At 58.6% G+C, this 14,903-nt stretch carries 9 protein-coding genes and 6 pseudogenes; 7 read left to right on the top strand and 8 right to left on the bottom strand.

Annotated features, from left to right (window positions below):
* Positions 1 to 23: 23 nt before the first annotated feature.
* The 5 genes and pseudogenes from JZM24_RS01205 (at position 24) to JZM24_RS01185 (ending at position 5,382) form a co-directional block, all read left to right on the top strand.
* Positions 24 to 1,112, top strand: a pseudogene (locus JZM24_RS01205) (glycerol dehydrogenase).
* Positions 1,113 to 1,119: 7 nt separating this feature from the next.
* Positions 1,120 to 2,405 (top strand): annotated as a pseudogene (locus JZM24_RS01200) (DUF445 domain-containing protein).
* A 193-nt stretch (positions 2,406 to 2,598) separates the two neighbouring features.
* Positions 2,599 to 4,478 (top strand): annotated as a pseudogene (locus JZM24_RS19345) (glycoside hydrolase family 15 protein).
* Positions 4,479 to 4,575: 97 nt separating this feature from the next.
* A complete protein-coding gene (locus tag JZM24_RS01190) occupies positions 4,576 to 5,130 on the top strand; it encodes a 2-dehydropantoate 2-reductase N-terminal domain-containing protein (protein ID WP_215669956.1) in 555 nt (184 codons plus the stop codon).
* Between the two features lie 3 nt (positions 5,131 to 5,133).
* Positions 5,134 to 5,382 (top strand): ketopantoate reductase C-terminal domain-containing protein, encoded by a 249-nt coding sequence (locus JZM24_RS01185; RefSeq protein WP_215668293.1) that lies wholly within the window; start codon positions 5,134 to 5,136, stop codon positions 5,380 to 5,382.
* A 15-nt stretch (positions 5,383 to 5,397) separates the two neighbouring features.
* On the opposite strand, the gene JZM24_RS18190 is transcribed toward JZM24_RS01185, so the two are convergent.
* The 3 genes from JZM24_RS18190 to JZM24_RS01170 form a co-directional block, all read right to left on the bottom strand.
* A complete protein-coding gene (locus JZM24_RS18190) occupies positions 5,398 to 5,598 on the bottom strand; it encodes a cytochrome b562 (protein WP_246579841.1) in 201 nt (66 codons plus the stop codon).
* Between the two features lie 372 nt (positions 5,599 to 5,970).
* Positions 5,971 to 7,311: a metalloprotease PmbA gene (gene pmbA, locus JZM24_RS01175; protein ID WP_215669955.1), complete on the bottom strand. Its 1,341-nt coding sequence runs from the start codon at positions 7,309 to 7,311 to the stop codon at positions 5,971 to 5,973.
* Between the two features lie 222 nt (positions 7,312 to 7,533).
* On the bottom strand, positions 7,534 to 7,719 hold the full coding sequence (locus JZM24_RS01170) for a hypothetical protein (RefSeq protein ID WP_215668292.1): 186 nt from the start codon (positions 7,717 to 7,719) through the stop codon (positions 7,534 to 7,536).
* A 139-nt stretch (positions 7,720 to 7,858) separates the two neighbouring features.
* On the opposite strand from JZM24_RS01170, the gene yjgA reads away from it, so the two are divergent.
* Positions 7,859 to 8,407 carry a ribosome biogenesis factor YjgA gene (yjgA, locus tag JZM24_RS01165; protein WP_215668291.1) on the top strand — a complete coding sequence of 183 codons (549 nt, stop codon included), beginning with the start codon at positions 7,859 to 7,861 and terminating at the stop codon, positions 8,405 to 8,407.
* Here the strand turns inward: yjgA and JZM24_RS01160 are convergent.
* The 5 genes and pseudogenes from JZM24_RS01160 to aaeX form a co-directional block, all read right to left on the bottom strand.
* Positions 8,404 to 8,727 (bottom strand): barstar family protein, encoded by a 324-nt coding sequence (locus JZM24_RS01160; RefSeq protein WP_215668290.1) that lies wholly within the window; start codon positions 8,725 to 8,727, stop codon positions 8,404 to 8,406. The two genes, yjgA and JZM24_RS01160, sit on opposite strands and share 4 nt — an antisense overlap.
* An 88-nt stretch (positions 8,728 to 8,815) precedes the next feature.
* Positions 8,816 to 10,274: pseudogene (locus JZM24_RS01155) on the bottom strand (NAD-dependent succinate-semialdehyde dehydrogenase).
* 209 nt (positions 10,275 to 10,483) lie between these two features.
* Positions 10,484 to 12,435: pseudogene (gene aaeB / locus JZM24_RS01150) on the bottom strand (p-hydroxybenzoic acid efflux pump subunit AaeB).
* Positions 12,436 to 12,449: 14 nt separating this feature from the next.
* A pseudogene (aaeA, locus tag JZM24_RS01145) lies at positions 12,450 to 13,354 on the bottom strand (p-hydroxybenzoic acid efflux pump subunit AaeA).
* A 7-nt stretch (positions 13,355 to 13,361) separates the two neighbouring features.
* Positions 13,362 to 13,565, bottom strand: a complete 204-nt coding sequence (gene aaeX / locus JZM24_RS01140; protein WP_215668289.1) for a p-hydroxybenzoic acid efflux pump operon protein AaeX — start codon at positions 13,563 to 13,565, stop codon at positions 13,362 to 13,364.
* A gap of 332 nt (positions 13,566 to 13,897) precedes the next feature.
* On the opposite strand from aaeX, the gene aaeR reads away from it, so the two are divergent.
* Positions 13,898 to 14,824 (top strand): HTH-type transcriptional activator AaeR, encoded by a 927-nt coding sequence (gene aaeR, locus JZM24_RS01135; protein WP_215668288.1) that lies wholly within the window; start codon positions 13,898 to 13,900, stop codon positions 14,822 to 14,824.
* Positions 14,825 to 14,903: the final 79 nt, after the last annotated feature.

Below are 14,903 nucleotides of genomic sequence, written 5' to 3'. Positions count from 1 at the left end.
ACAAAGACCGAGGTAAAAAAACTATGAGAAACTTTATCTTTTCGTCACCGGGAAAGTATGTTCAGGGTAGCGGCGTCCTGGATGAATTGGGTCATTACCTGTCCGCTTTGGGCAGCAAAGCCTTTCTCATCGCCGACGATGTGGTGTGGGGCATCACCGGGGAGCGGGTGCAGGCCACGCTGAAAACAGCCGACATCGCCTACCGCTATGAACGTTTTAACGGCGAGGCATCGGGCAACGAAATCCTCCGTCTGGCGAGCGTGGCCCGCGATGAGCAAACCGCCGTTGTGGTCGGTCTCGGCGGCGGCAAGACGCTGGATACCGCCAAAGCGGTGGCGGATGAATTGAAACATCCGGTGGCCATTGTGCCGACCGTCGCCTCCACCGATGCGCCGTGCAGCGCGCTGTCGGTCATTTATAGCGACGATGGCGTGTTTGACAGTTACCGTTTTTACACTAAAAATCCGGAATTGGTGCTGGTGGATACCGCCGTCTGCGCCCAGGCGCCGGTGCGGCTGTTTGCTTCTGGCATCGCCGATGGCCTGGCGACCTACGTGTAAGCCCAGGCGGTCAAACGCACCAATGCCCTGTCGATGGTCGGCGGCAAACCGACCATCGCCGGTATGGCAATTGCCGCCGCCTGTGAGGAAACCTTGCTCACGTATGGCTACAGCGCTTACCAGGCGGTTGCGATGCGCATGGTCACGCCCGCGGTGGAAGCCAATACGCTGCTTTCCGGGTTGGGATTTGAAAACGGCGGTCTGGCGGGCGCTTATGCGATTCACAATGGCTTTACCGCCATTCAGGGGGATATCCATCACCTGACCCACGGCGAAAAAGTCGCTTACGGCACGCTGACGCATATGGTGCTGGAGCAGCGGCCGGATGAAGAAATCGCCCGTTATATCCGCTTTTACCGCGCCATCGCCATGCCGACCACGCTTAAGGCGCTGCATTTGGAAAACGAGCCCTATGAAAACCTGGTAAAAGTGGGCGCGCTTGCCTGCGCTGAAGGAGACACCCTGCGCAACTTGAATCTTTATCTAAGCGCTGAGGACGTGGCGCAGGCAATTATCGCCGTCGACGCATTCAGCCGTACCGTTGCCGATTGATGGCCCCATGACCGCAAAAGAAGCCGAACTACGGAAAGTGAAGCGTCTGGCGCTGGCCTTGCTGGTCAGCGCCGCGGCGGTCTTTATCCTCACGCTTTTCCTGCCGGCCAATTTCTGGGTCAACGGCCTGAAAGCCGTTTCTGAAGCGGCCATGGTAGGGGCGTTGGCGGATTGGTTCGCGGTGATCGCACTGTTTCACCGCGTACCGCTGCCTTATTATTGCGCGACATACCGCCATCATTCCGCGTAATAAGGCGAAAATCGCCGATAATCTAGCGCTGTTCGTCCAGGATAAATTTCTGGATACCGCGTCGATAGTTGCCCTGATACGCCGTCACGATCCGGCACAGCTCATTGCCGGCTGGCTCACCGCGCCGGAGAACGCCGCCCGGCTAAGCGGTTATCTCTTGCCGTTGCTGCGCGGCTTGCTGGATTTCACCGACGATCGGCGTATTCAAGCTTTTCTGCGCCAGGCGGTGCATGCGGCGATCGACAAAATCGATTTGACCCGCTCCACGGCCTCGATTCTGGATATCCTGACCCGCGACGGGCGCCACCAGGCCCTGCTGGATGCGGCGATTTCCCAATTAACTTTGTTGCTGAACAAGCCGGAAGCCCGTGCGCTTATCAGCGAACAGATCGTGCGCTGGTTCAAACGCGAGCATCCCATCAAGGAACGACTGCTGCCGACGGACTGGCTGGGTGAACACAGCGCTGAGCTGATTTCCAACGCGGTCAATGCCATTTTGGACGATATCAGCCAGGACAGCGACCACGCCTTACGCCGGCGGTTCGATAGGATCACGCGCCATCTTATCACCCGGCTTAAGCAGGACTCGGCAATGGCCCTCAGAGCCGTTGAGATCAAGGCGTATCTGAAAAATGATGAGGCGCTTAACCGCTACATCCGCGAAGCTGTGGGGCGATATGCGCACCTGGCTGAAATCGGATCTCGCGAGCGATAGTTCGTTGCTGCATGCCCGGGTGGCGGGATCTGGCCGCTGGCTGGGCGAAACCCTGTCGCGCGATCCCGGCCTGCGCGCATCGTTAAACCATCATATGGAATTAGCGGCGACGAAAATGGCGCCGGAATTCGCCCTGTTTCTCACCCGCCATATCAGCGATACGTTAAAAAGCTGGGATCCGCGGGACATGTCGCGGCAAATAGAGCTCAATATCGGCCGTGACCTCCAGTTTATCCGTATCAACGGCACGTTGGTGGGGGGACTTATTGGCGTCGTCCTCTATCTGCTATCACAACTGCCGACGCTGCTGACGTTGCTCTCGGGGTGACGTGCCGGCGGGCATTAGCCGAGCACCGGGACAAACGTCGCCGCGACAACCGCCGCCGCCCTCGTGTTGCCCGGCGGGCAGGCTTTTTTTGTCCGCCCGTGCGTTTTCCAGGCGCCGACGTCGGGCCTTTATTGCGCGTCAGCTACACTGAGAGGTAACCGATTTCAGACTTGCTGGAAGGAAAGCGCCTGTTATGACGGATTTACCTAAAGCCGGCATTACCCGCAATATTGGCGATCGCGGAATTATCGGCGACCTGCGCTCCTGTGCGCTGGTGGCGCACGACGCAACCATTGATTACTTCTGCTGGCCCGATCTCGACAGTCCGTCGGTCTTCGCCGCACTCTTGGACAGCGAGCAAGCCGGCCTGTTCAGACTGCAACCGGACTGGTCCGACGCGCGGCTACAACAGTTGTACCTGCCGGATACCAATATTCTGCAAACCCGCTGGCTATCGCAACAGGGGGTGGCGGAGGTAACGGACTATATGCCGATCGGCGACGATACCGATCGGATGCCGCTTATCGTACGTCGATTACAGGTGCTAAAGGGCAGCGCGAATTGGCGCATGCGCTGCGCGCCGATGCCCGACTACGCGCGCGCGCCCCGATGCCAGGTACCATGATGGCGCGGTGACGTTTGTCACCGACGGCCAGCCTTCTTTGCGGCTGGCCGCAAGCGTCGCGCTCAAGTGCGACGAGCATGCCGCGATGGCGGCATTTTCACTGGGTCCGGGCGAACAGGCGACTTTCGTTTTCGGCGGCGCCGACGATGACCGGGTAGCGGTGGAGAATACCGACCTTCTCTTCGCCGAGACGCTGCATTATTGGCAACTCTGGTCGGCCCGCAGCAATTACCGCGGCCGCTGGCGGGAAATGGTTAACCGGTCGGCGCTGGCGTTAAAATTGCTCACCTCCGCGCGGCATGGTTCCATTGCCGCCGCCGCCACTTTCGGACTGCCGGAGACGCCGGGGGGGGGAACGCAACTGGGATTATCGCGCCTCCTGGCTGCGCGATGCCTCGTTTAGCGTCTATGCCTTGATGCGACTGGGCTATACCGAAGAGGCGAAGGCGTTTAACCACTGGGTCGGCCAGTGTATGGCCAACAGCCAGTTTGAACCGGAGAAGTTGCAGGTTGTTTACCGTCTCGACAGCGGCACCGAACTGCCGGAAGCCGAATTGCCCCATCTGGCCGGCTATGGCGTGGCTAAACCAGTACGCGTCGGTAACCTGGCCTATCGCCAGTTACAGCTGGATATCTATGGCGAACTGCTGGACGCCATTTATCTGGCCAATAAATATGGCGATGCCATTCAAAATCAGGGCTGGCAGTATGTAGTGAATACCGTCAATCACGTGTGTGAGTGCTGGCAACAGGCGGACGCCGGTATTTGGGAAATGCGCGGCGAGCCGCAGCATTTTCTCCATTCGCGATTAATGTGCCGGGTGGCACTGGATCGCGCGCTGCGCCTCGGCATGAAGCGGTCGCTGTCAATGCCCTATGACCGCTGGGACAAAGCCCGTGCCGCCATTCGCGAAGATATATGGCAAAATTTCTGGAACCCGGAACTCGGCCATTTTACCGCCACCCGCCACGGCAAAGATTTGGACGCATCGATGCTGCTGATGCCGCTGTTCCGCTTTGTCAGCGCTACCGCCCCCGACTGTCTGGCAACCCTGGACGCCATCCGTGCCCATCTGGTGCATGATGGTCTGGTACGGCGTTATATCGCCGAAGAGACGCCAGCCGACCCTCTGGAGGGCGAAGAAGGCGCCTTCGCCGCCTGCTCCTTTTGGTATGTGGAATGCCTGGCGCGCGCCGGGCGAGTCAGCGAAGCGCATTTTGAATTTGAAAAGCTGCTGCGCTATGCCAATCCGCTGGGTCTGTACGCAGAAGAGTTTGACCGACGCGGCTACGCGCTCGGCAACACGCCGCAGGCGCTGACGCATCTGGCGCTGATAAGCGCCGCCTTCTTCCTCGATCGCAAACTTGACGGAAAAGATCCGCTATGGCAGCCCTATCGCCACCCCGGTGCGGGTAAGGGCGTTTCGCCCGCGATCGCTTTATGTTAGCAACATTAGCAACGACGAATTCGGCGGCGGATCGCCTTTTTTCGGCTGAATAAGGTGGGTGCAATGCGCATATTAGTGGTAGGCGCCGGCGCAAACGCTGCGCCACAACGGGCTGCGGATCTTAAGCCCCAACGGCAATGTGACGCTGCAGCCAGCGCTGGTGGAAGCCGGCAGCCTCACGAGTCATTATGATCTGATCCTGTTATCGGTAAAAGCCTTCTCGCTGGCGTCGGCAATGGACGGTATCGCGCCCGCCGTCGGCCAGACAACGACTATCGTGCCCTTGCTCAACGGCATGGCGCATTTGGCGCGCCTGCGCGAGCGCTTCGGCACGGAGGCGATAATGGGCGGCGTGTGTAAAATTGCCGCCACGCTGTACGCACAGGGCCGCATTGTACAATTCACCCCGCTGCATCAGCTCTGTTATGGCGAGCTGGATGATAGCCGTACGGAACGGCTGGCGCGTGTCGACGCCGCCCTGGGCAACGCCGGTTTTGACGCCTGCGCCGTCCCGTCAATTACCACCGCGCTATGGGAAAAGTGGATACTGTTATCGAGCCTTGGCGGTATCACCTGCCTGATGCGCGGCACCATCGGCCAAGTCGCGGCGGCGCCCGGCGGGCCAGCCTTCGCGCACGCGCTGGTGGCGTAGGTGGTGTCGATCGCAGAGGCCGGCGGCTACCGGCGGCGTGATGATGTCATCGCGGAAACCACCACCCTGATGAGCCAACAGGGGTCGCCCATGACCTCTTCTCTGTATCGGGATTTGATAGCCGGTAACGCCGTGGAGGCCGATCAGATCATCGGCGATCTGAAAGCCCACGCCGACCACGCCGGCCTGTCCGTTCCGCTGCTGAGTGCGGTATGGACGCACCTGTCGGTTTATCAGCAAAACCGGGAATAACGTGACGGGCCCAACTTAGCGAAACTTGGCGTGATTCTCATCACGGGTCTGCTTGAACTGGCCCGCTAGCTGCTTCGCGCCCACTATATCGCCTTTCTCCACCTTTGCCTGCGCCTGCTCGATTTGCCCTAGTAACGTATCGATACCCCGCCGATAGTCCTGCATTTGCGGGCTTTCCGGCGCTTGCCCGCGTAGTTTCGGCGGCGTGGCGGGCATCTATGGCCGCAGCGTGCATATCCGCCAGCGCCTGTTTCAGGGTGGCCGGATTATCGGTGTGAAGGACCGCGCTGTCATTGGCGGCAATCATATCCATATCTTCGCTCAGCTCCCGCGCCGTCGCCGCAGTAGCAAACAGGACGGCCAGAAGCGGTAACAGCGCAAGCAAGAACCTTCTCATACCGGTGGCGACAAGGATCATGTTCAGTGTCCATTATGGGCTAAGGAAGGTAGGCCGAAGCCAATGAGAAATATCATTGGCCGGCGATCTTCGTCATGGAGCAAGAACCTTCATCGTTGGTGGCATTAGCAGTCACCGAGGAGCGATTCGTTTCACCCACCGACGATATTGAGCATGGCTGAAAGGCAGCGTCATTGACCGGCGATTTTCATCGCCGACAGCAGTACCGAACCGCATTGGATATTGCTGCGGATCTCGGTATCGCTGCCGATGCTGACGATATTGCGCAGCATCTCTTTCAGGTTGCCGGCGATGGTTATCTCGCTGACCGGGTATTGAATTTCGCCGTTTTCTACCCAGAAACCGGCGGCGCAGCGGGAATAGTCGCCGGTAATGGCGCTGACTCCATGCCCCATCAGCTCCGTCACCACCAATCCGCGCCCCATTTGTTTTAACAGAGCGGCGAAATCGATCGCCTGGTGCGATATCCGCCAATTGTGTATGCCGCCGGCGTGCCCTGTGCTCTCAAGGCCCAACTTGCGCGCCGCATAACTGCCGAGCAACCAGGTGTTGAGCACGCCGTCGTGCACGATGGCGCGATCGCTGGTTCTCACCCCTTCACTGTCAAACGGCGACGAGGCCAGTCCTTTGCGCAGATGAGGGCACTCTTGAATGGAGAGCCAATCGGGCAAAATGGCCTTACCGAGCGAATCGAGCAGGAATGTCGACTTGCGATACACATTACCGCCGCTGATGGCCCCGACGAGATGGCCAAACAATCCGGTGGCGACTTCGGCGGCAAACAGCACCGGTGCCTCCATGGTCGGCAGCTTACGTGGATTAAGGTGCGCTAGCGTGCGGCGTGCGCACTCCTCACCCACCCACTGCGGCGAGCGCAAATCGTCGAAGGCGCGGCCAAGGGTATAGGCATAATTGCGCTCCATATCGCCGCCGCTTTCGGCTATCACGCTACAGGAGAGAGAATGGCGTCGGCTGCTGTAGCTTTGCAGCATGCCGTGACTATTGCCGAACACGCGGGTGCTAAAATGGCTATTAAAGCTGCCCCCTTCGGTGTGGGTAATACGCTTATCGCTTTTAAGGGCCGTCTGCTCGGCCTCGGCAGCCAGGGCAATCACGTGTTCGGCATCCAGCGCGGCGGGGTGGAATAAATCCAGATCCTGCGCCTCGAACGCCAGCAGCGTTTTCTCCGCCGGCCCGGAGGCGGGATCGGGTGAAGTGTAACGAGCAATGTCCAGCGCGGCGGCCACGGTGCGGGCAATCGCATCCTGACTGAGATCGGTGGAGGAAGCGCTGCCTTTGCGCTGCTGATAATAAACGGTAATCCCCAGAGCGCCATCGCTGTTGAATTCGACATTCTCCACCTCGCCATAGCGGGTGCTAATGCCGATACCGGTCGTCTTGGTCACCGCCACTTCCGCCCCGTCCGACCCGGCGCGCGCCAGCTCCAGCGCCTGAGCGACCGCATTTTCCAAAAGTGTACGTTGCTGAGCGACCTGGGTGACTAAATTTATGCTTCCGCTATTATTCATAGAGCATTATCCGCTTGAGGGGATCTCGCCGCACGCCCGGCAAAATCGGATTATGCGGTCAGCCAATCTGAAACCGCTTTGCATCATGCCCTCAGTCTAACAGTCCGTAATGCATTTGGCACTGTGCGCGCGAAGAACGGCAGGCGGGAGCCGCCGGCGAGCCTCCCTCGCTGTGCGGATGATGCTCGCGCACGCCGCGCGGCCTCAGCCGTGATGGCACTCGTGGCCTTTGCCATCGGGCTCATCCGGCGCTAAGAGGCGTTTTATCGTCGTGCGGCGGATAGCGGCGAAGGGGCCGTTGGGCGTCATGCCGTGGATGGCAGCGATAAGCGGCCGCTTGGCGTCATGCCGTGGATGGTGGCGATAAGTGGCCGTTTGACCTCGTAGCATGAAATGCACCGATAAGAGGCGTTTTGACATCGTGCGGTGAAAGGCGGCTAAAATTGACATTTTGATATCGTGCGGTGAAATAATGCCGTTGATAATCCGAGGCAACCTGCTAGGATGAGCCTCTTTTTGAGGAACCCCTATGAACAAACAGCCGGAAGAGTGGCAGGACCCGCAGCCTTCGCAGCAGCAGGCCAATGAGCAAGATGAAATAATCTGGGTCAGCAAGAGTGAAATCAAACGCGACGCCGAAGCGCTAAAACAGCTAGGCGTCGAGCTGGTGTCGCTCGGCAAAAACGCGCTGGAAAAAATCCCGCTGGACGATGACCTGCGCGCCGCCATCGCGCTGGCGCAGCGCATCAAACGCGAAGGGCAGCGCCGGCAAATACAGCTTATCGGCAAGATGCTGCGCGCCCGGGACCCGGAGCCTATCCAGCAGGCGCTGGACAAACTGAAAAACCGCCATAACCAGCAAGTCACCTTGTTTCATAAACTGGAAGTGCTGCGCGACAAGCTGCTTGTCCATGGCGAAGACGCCATTGCACAAGTGCTGGAAAGTTACCCGCAGGCCGACCGAGAACAATTAAGGGCACTGGTGCGCAATGCTCAGAAAGAGCAGGCAGCCAACAAACCGCCAAAAACCGCGCTCCAGCTTTACCAATACTTGCGCACCCTGGCCGAGGCAGACTAACGCCGCGTCGGGGGCGCCGCGCGTTGCGCCACCGTCCGGCGCCCGCTGCCGTCTGCCTGCACGTTGAAATGCAGCTTTCCCTGCAGTTCCTCTTCCGCTTCGTCAAACAGCAAAATCAGCTCGCCAAAACGCCGCCTTTTCGAGGCGGTTAGATGCAGAAATTCGATCTCAACCGGCAACGGCAAACGGCTCATGACCATACGCCACAGGCCGTCGAGATTGGCATCATAAGGCTCGCTAATGGCGAATTGGCGATCAAAAGCGCGATAAAAAGCCGGCAGGTCGGCTATATGATTAAAATCGAAGGATACTTTCTCCATAGGGCGCTCTCCGCTTAACCGGTTGTTGTCTCTCCGTCCGGGCGCATTGGCGGTACCCGCCGGCATGGGCGGGCGACCACCGGCGCCCTCAGAGCCCGCCGATGTGCAGCGTCTTGACTTCCAGATAATCTTCCATACCCAGCACTGACCCTTCACGCCCCAACCCGGACTCTTTTACGCCGCCAAACGGCCCGAGCTCGGTGGAGACCGCGCATTCGTTAATCCCCACCATGCCGCTCTCAAGCGCCGCCGCCACGCGAAACACCCGCGCCAGATCCCGGGTGTAAAAGTAAGCGGCCAGACCATAGGGCGTATCGTTGGCGCGCCGGATCACCTCTTCCTCATCGGTGAAGCGGAAGCAGGCGGCAACCGGGCCAAAAGTCTCCTCACACGCCAGCTTGCATGTCGTCGGTCACCTCGGCCAGCACCGTAGGCTGGAAAAAGTTGCCGCCCAGCGGGTGGCGTTTACCGCCCGTGACCACGCGCGCGCCCTTCGACAGCGCATCATTCACATGCTCCTCGGCTTTTTCCACTCCGGCACGGTTAATCAGCGGCCCGACTACCACGCCGTCCTCGGCGCCGTTGCCGACGGTCAGTTTCTCCACTTCCTGCGCCAACTGCGTAACGAACCGATCGTAGACGCCGTCCTGAATAAAGAAGCGGTTGACGCTGACGCACACCTGCCCCGCATTACGGAATTTGTTGGCCATGGCGCCAGCCACCGCAGCCGGAATATCGGCGTCGTCAAACACAATATACGGGGCATTGCCCCCCAGCTCCATGGAGATTTTTTTCATGGTATCGGCCGCGTTGCGCATCAGCGTTTTGCCGACCTCGGTCGACCCGGTAAACGTCACCTTACGCACGGTGCTGCTGGCCATAATGGCATCGCTTATTGCATGGGTATCGCCGGCAACGCCATTAAGAACCCCGTCCGGCACGCCGGCCTGCTGCGCCAGCGCCAGCAGCGCAAACGCCGACAGCGGCGTCGCGTTCGCCGGCTTGATAAGCGCCGTACAACCTGCGGCCAGTGCCGGGCCGAGTTTGCGGGTAAGCATCGCCATCGGGAAGTTCCAGGGGGTAATGGCCGCGACTACGCCTACCGGCTCTCGGGTGGCGAAGATGCGCGAGTGGCCTTTGGCGGGCGGAATGATTTCGCCGTTGACCCGCTTGGCCTGTTCGGCAAACCATTGTATAAAGCTGGCGGCATACGCTACTTCGCCGGCGGCTTCCTTGACGGGCTTGCCCTGCTCGGCGCTCATCAGTTTTGCCAGATAGGGTTGATTCTCCATGATGAGCTGATACCAGCGGTAGAGCACCTCTGAACGCGCTTTTGCCGTTTTGGCGCGCCAGGCCGGAAAGGCCGCCGCGGCGACGGCAATGGCCGCATCGGTTTCCGTTTTGCCCGCTTTGGCAACCCGGGCAAGCACTTCGCCGGTGGCCGGATTTTCCACATCGAAGGTGGTGTCGGACGTATGCCATTGGCCATTGATAAAATAGCCGGTCTGGAACAAAGTATGCGCCTGAAGCGTTGCGTTATCTGTCATGGTGTCCTCGCGATGAAAAGAGGTCCCTGCCGGGGAGAAAAAGGCTGTTAGCTATCAGTATAGTTGCCGGCGCCTGGAGCGCGCGGACGCGGTGGGAGGAAATGGGTGAGCGGCGCTGGCGCAGCCTGCGCGGGCAATAGGACGGGGTGCCGCCTTCACCCGCCTACGGCGCAGGAAATAACGCCCCGACCGCGGATGCCCGCGCCGCGTTAACCGCTCAGGGCGTGGCGGTAGCGCCGGAGAATATCGATCAGGCGCTCTACCGAGGCAATGATGTCCGGTGCAACCTGATACACCTCCAGCTTATGCCGGTAAACGCGCATTTCTTCGAGCAGCTGATCGAATTTACCGCTGCGGCGCGGATCGGAGCGCGACACCAGAACCTGATCGGCAGTGGCACGAATCTGACGGTGCCAGGCCGACAAATACTCATTGACCGGGATATCCCGCGCTGCGTAGCCGCTGGTGCGCCACAATCAGCAGCAGCGCCAGGCGATATTTGGCCACATCGCCGGGAAAGATCGCCATCAAGTGAAACAGCTGCTGATACAGCAACGGCAAGTGATTGACCCGCCAGCGCGTCTTATTGGTGGACATTGCCGAAACCGCGCCATAGACAAAACGGTTGAGCAGGATCCGCCCCGCCCGCTGCTTCGCGGTGTCGCGAATCAGTAAAATAACCAACGTCGCCAGAACACAACCGATAAGTTGGCCGATGGCGCTGTCGAGAAAGGTACTGATATTGAACGACATCGGGTTAGACAACACCAGGACATTGATAGTGCCCGCCAGGGTGCCGAGCGTGCCGAGGCGACGTTTTTGAACTTCGATGCCGATGATGAAAGCCAAAATGCCCAGGGCAATACAGAGCAACAACAAGCTCTGCTGGGTCTAGGGCATAATCAACATGTAATACAGCGCGCCAATGGGCAGCGCCGCCGCCATGCCGATCACAAAATCTTTTGCCACCAGCAGCGGATTGGGCAAGCGCATCGCCAGCGATGTGACCACCGCCAACATCACCATACAGGCGCTGCCGGCGCTCCAGCCGGTCCACAGCCAAAACAGGCAACCGAGCGCGGTAGCAATACCGGTACGCAAGCCGTTGATCATCGCATGCCGCCCTTCGGGGGAAGGCGCGGTCACCTCTTGCTGCGTGTTTAGTACCGACGCCTCGACGCCGCTTATCCGTGCGTTGCTCTTCACTCCTTTCATCAGCAGCAGGTAGCGCGTCGCGCTACCCACCCAAGTATAAAGGGTTTGCGGCGTATCCCGCGTTGGCGTGGCGGCGATCACCTGACGCATCAGCTTCATCCGGCGATGGATCGCGCCCACGGTATCGGCAGGTTCGCTAAGCAGCAACAGGAGATGGGACTTCACGTAATCAGGATGATTTTGCAGGATCAAAAACGTTTCGCACGCCTGGGTAATCAGCGTGAGCGACAGGGTATTGATGGCGATAAGCCGCTGATTGCTGGCCTGCCAGTGGGCCGATTCCATCATCAGGTTGCTGCGCATGCCCGATAAGGCGTTGGTGGCTTTGACCAGCGCGCTCCAGGCGTTATCAACGTCTTCTTTCGGCCCATTGCTCACACACAGCTGCAGCAAACGATAATGGTCGACAAGCAGCTTATCCAGCGCGTGATCGATATCGCGCTTGATGGAACGGGGCTAAAAGAGGATATCGGCCAAGATGGCGCACACAATGCCCAAAACGATCTCGCTTACGCGTTCCACGGCTAACCATCTGCGGGAAGCTTTGAATACCGACAATAATGATAAGCGTGGTGTAACCTGCCAGGCCGAAGGCATACGAGTTCTCCACTTTCACCAGCGAGGAAATCCACACGCACAGACCGGCCCAGATGCAGCTTAACAACAGCATCACCACCGGCGCACGGATGGTCAGGATAATAATCACCAGCGCGTCCAGGCAGCCGATAAACGTGCCGATAATCCTCAACAGACCGCGATGGCGGATCGCACCGGCGAACGGCTCGCCGCCGGCGGCAAAGGCCGGGCCAGCGGTAACAATGGCGGCAGTGAGAACCGACCAGCGCGGCGTTTGCAGCTGAAAATGAAAACCGAGTACCAGCGCCAGCAGAATGGCAAACGTCAGCTTAAAAGCAAAGCGCCAGTGGAAAAAGAGAGGTTGCAGCATCAGCGTTCCACCGGTTAGCCAAACTCGCGCAGGCGGTGAATCAGCTGCATCAAAGGAGACACCCGCCCGGGCTGGCCATCGCGTCGGCCGGTAATAACCACCGTCGCCGTCGTGCCTGCCGGGTAGAGATCGCCTTGCTGCTCATCAAGCAGTATCTTCACCGGTACGCGCTGCGCCAGGCGCACCCATTCCAAATTGGAGTCGACGCTGGCAAGCCCTTTACTGTCCACCGCACTACTGCTGTTGTTGACACCGGCGGCAATACTGTCGACGGTACCGGTGAGGATACGGTTACTACCAAGCGGCGTGATTTCCACGCGATAGCCCGGCCGTACCCTTTCCAGTTTGGTTTCTTCCATATAGGCCAGCAGATAGAAGGTGTCTTTTTTCACCATGGCAACCGCTACCGAGCCGCGGGTGATGAACTCGCCAGCGTGAACATTCAGGTTGGTGACCCAGCCGTCCGCACCTCGGTGCGCGCCAGATCCATCCTGGCCAAATTCCGCACCGCGATGGCTTTGGCCAGTTGATGGCTGACGGTCGAAAAATCGTTACTGGCCTGATCGATTTGTTCCTGGGACATGGCGTTGGTGACGAGGCTGCGTCGCCGCGATGCTTCGCGTTTTTTCTCCTCCGCCAGCGCCTGATAATAACTCACGTCCGCTTCCTGATAGCGCGGTTTATCGACGACCAATAGCAGATCGCCTTTTTTTACCGGTTGATTATCGCGAAGAGGCACAGCCGTTAGCAGGCCGCTGACGTCCGGCGCAATCGCCAAGACATCGGCGGTGAATTTAGCGTCCCGCGTCCAGGGAGACTCGGTATAAAAGGACCAGGCGCGGAAAATGGCAATAGCGGCAATCAGCACCAGCAGCAGGGTGACACCGACGCGCAGGATTTTGGCGGTAAGGGTTTTCACGGCGACCTCAGACGAAAAAACAAGAAATCAAATAAAAAACACAGCAATACAGTGCAGTGTTAAACAAGGCCGGATGCCAAACGAAATCATAGAGTCCGCTGGGCAACAATAACCTGCGCAGCGCGAAAAACAGCGCCAGCGAGAGAATCAACTCGAATAATACCGGTGGAAAAGACAGGCCGAAAATCACCATGACCGGAAGTAAACTCATACTTTTTCCTTTGACTGTAACCGTGTCGGTTCCTGATGTACCCTGCGCCGCTCGGGCATGGTTGAGGCGGCAAAAGGCCGTCATCCCCCGGTCGCGCTCAGGATGAGTATAGAACCCCTTCGGGGGAATGAAGACGCTTTCCGGGAGAGGCGGGGGCAGGCCGATCGGGTACAGCCCGTGCAAATTGTTACTATTTATTAAAAACTGATAAACTGCTAAGCGGACCTAGGCTGATGGACGCGATACACTGAACCAGCGCTGTTATATTACCCTGTACATTCCGTTGGTTTCAACATAACGTGATATAAATCACTTTTAAGCCAGAGTGAATAATGGAAAGATTAAAACGTATGTTGATTTTCGCCCGGGTGGTGGAGGCCAATTCATTTACCAGCGCCGCCCGCCGGCTACAAATGAGCGTTTCATCCGTCAGCCAGACCGTGGCGAAACTGGAAAATGAATTACAGGTTAAGTTGCTCAATCGCAGCACCCGCAGTATCGGTCTGACCGAATCCGGCAAGATCTACTATCAGGGCTGTCGCCGGATGTTGCAGGAATTCAACGAGGTGCACGAGCAATTGTTCGCCTTTAACAATACCCCTATCGGCACGTTGCGCATCGGTAGCTCGTCGATGCTGGCCCATAATGTCCTGGCTTCGATAACCGCCGAGATGCTGAAAGAGTATCCCGACCTGTCGGTCAATCTGGTGACCGGCATTCCGGCGCCGGATCTGATCGCCGATGGACTGGATCTGGTGGTGCGGGTAGGGGCGCTGCAGGATTCCGGTCTGTTTTCACGCCGGGTGGGAATGATGCCGATGGTGGTCTGCGCGGCAAAAAGCTATCTCGCGCAGTGGGGCACGCCTGAGAAACCCGGCGATATGGTCAATTTTTCTTGGTTGGAGTACGACGTTCGCCCTGACAGCGAGTTTGAGCTCATGGCGCAGGAAGGCAGCACGTTGCGCCTGTCGCCGGCGGGCCGCTTTGCCACCAACGATTCCCAGACGCTGATTCGCTGGCTTAACGCCGGCGCGGGCATATGTTATGTGTCGATCATGTGGGTATTGGACGAAATAAAACGCGGTAATGTCGAGATTTTATTCAGCCGTTATCACTCCGATCCGCGGACGGTGTACGCGGTCTATACGGCGCGCGATAAGTTGCCGCTTAAAGTACAGGTGTGCATTAATTATCTGACCGACTATTTCTGCAACGTGACAGAGATGTACCAGACCTTCCGCCAGGACAGCGGGGGGTAATGCTGTGCGAGCCCCGCGGTCTCCGCTTAAGCGACGGCGCAAGCACAGCGGCTTGCGCCGCTTAAGTGTTTTACCGCCA

Source organism: Candidatus Sodalis endolongispinus (assembly GCF_018777395.1).
GTDB lineage: Bacteria > Pseudomonadota > Gammaproteobacteria > Enterobacterales > Enterobacteriaceae > Sodalis_B > Sodalis_B endolongispinus.
Note: the sequence above shows the minus strand (reverse complement) of the source record. Positions and strands in the feature narration are given on the sequence as shown.

Bases quoted from the DNA above. Each gene is read 5' to 3' on its own strand.
- JZM24_RS01160 (WP_215668290.1), bottom strand. From the start codon at position 8,727: ATGGAGAAAGTATCCTTCGATTTTAATCATATAGCCGACCTGCCGGCT.
- yjgA (WP_215668291.1), top strand. From the start codon at position 7,859: ATGAACAAACAGCCGGAAGAGTGGCAGGACCCGCAGCCTTCGCAGCAG.
- aaeR (WP_215668288.1), top strand. From the start codon at position 13,898: ATGGAAAGATTAAAACGTATGTTGATTTTCGCCCGGGTGGTGGAGGCC.
- aaeX (WP_215668289.1), bottom strand. From the start codon at position 13,565: ATGAGTTTACTTCCGGTCATGGTGATTTTCGGCCTGTCTTTTCCACCG.
- JZM24_RS01170 (WP_215668292.1), bottom strand. From the start codon at position 7,719: ATGCTACGAGGTCAAACGGCCACTTATCGCCACCATCCACGGCATGAC.
- JZM24_RS18190 (WP_246579841.1), bottom strand. From the start codon at position 5,598: ATGCCCGCCACGCCGCCGAAACTACGCGGGCAAGCGCCGGAAAGCCCG.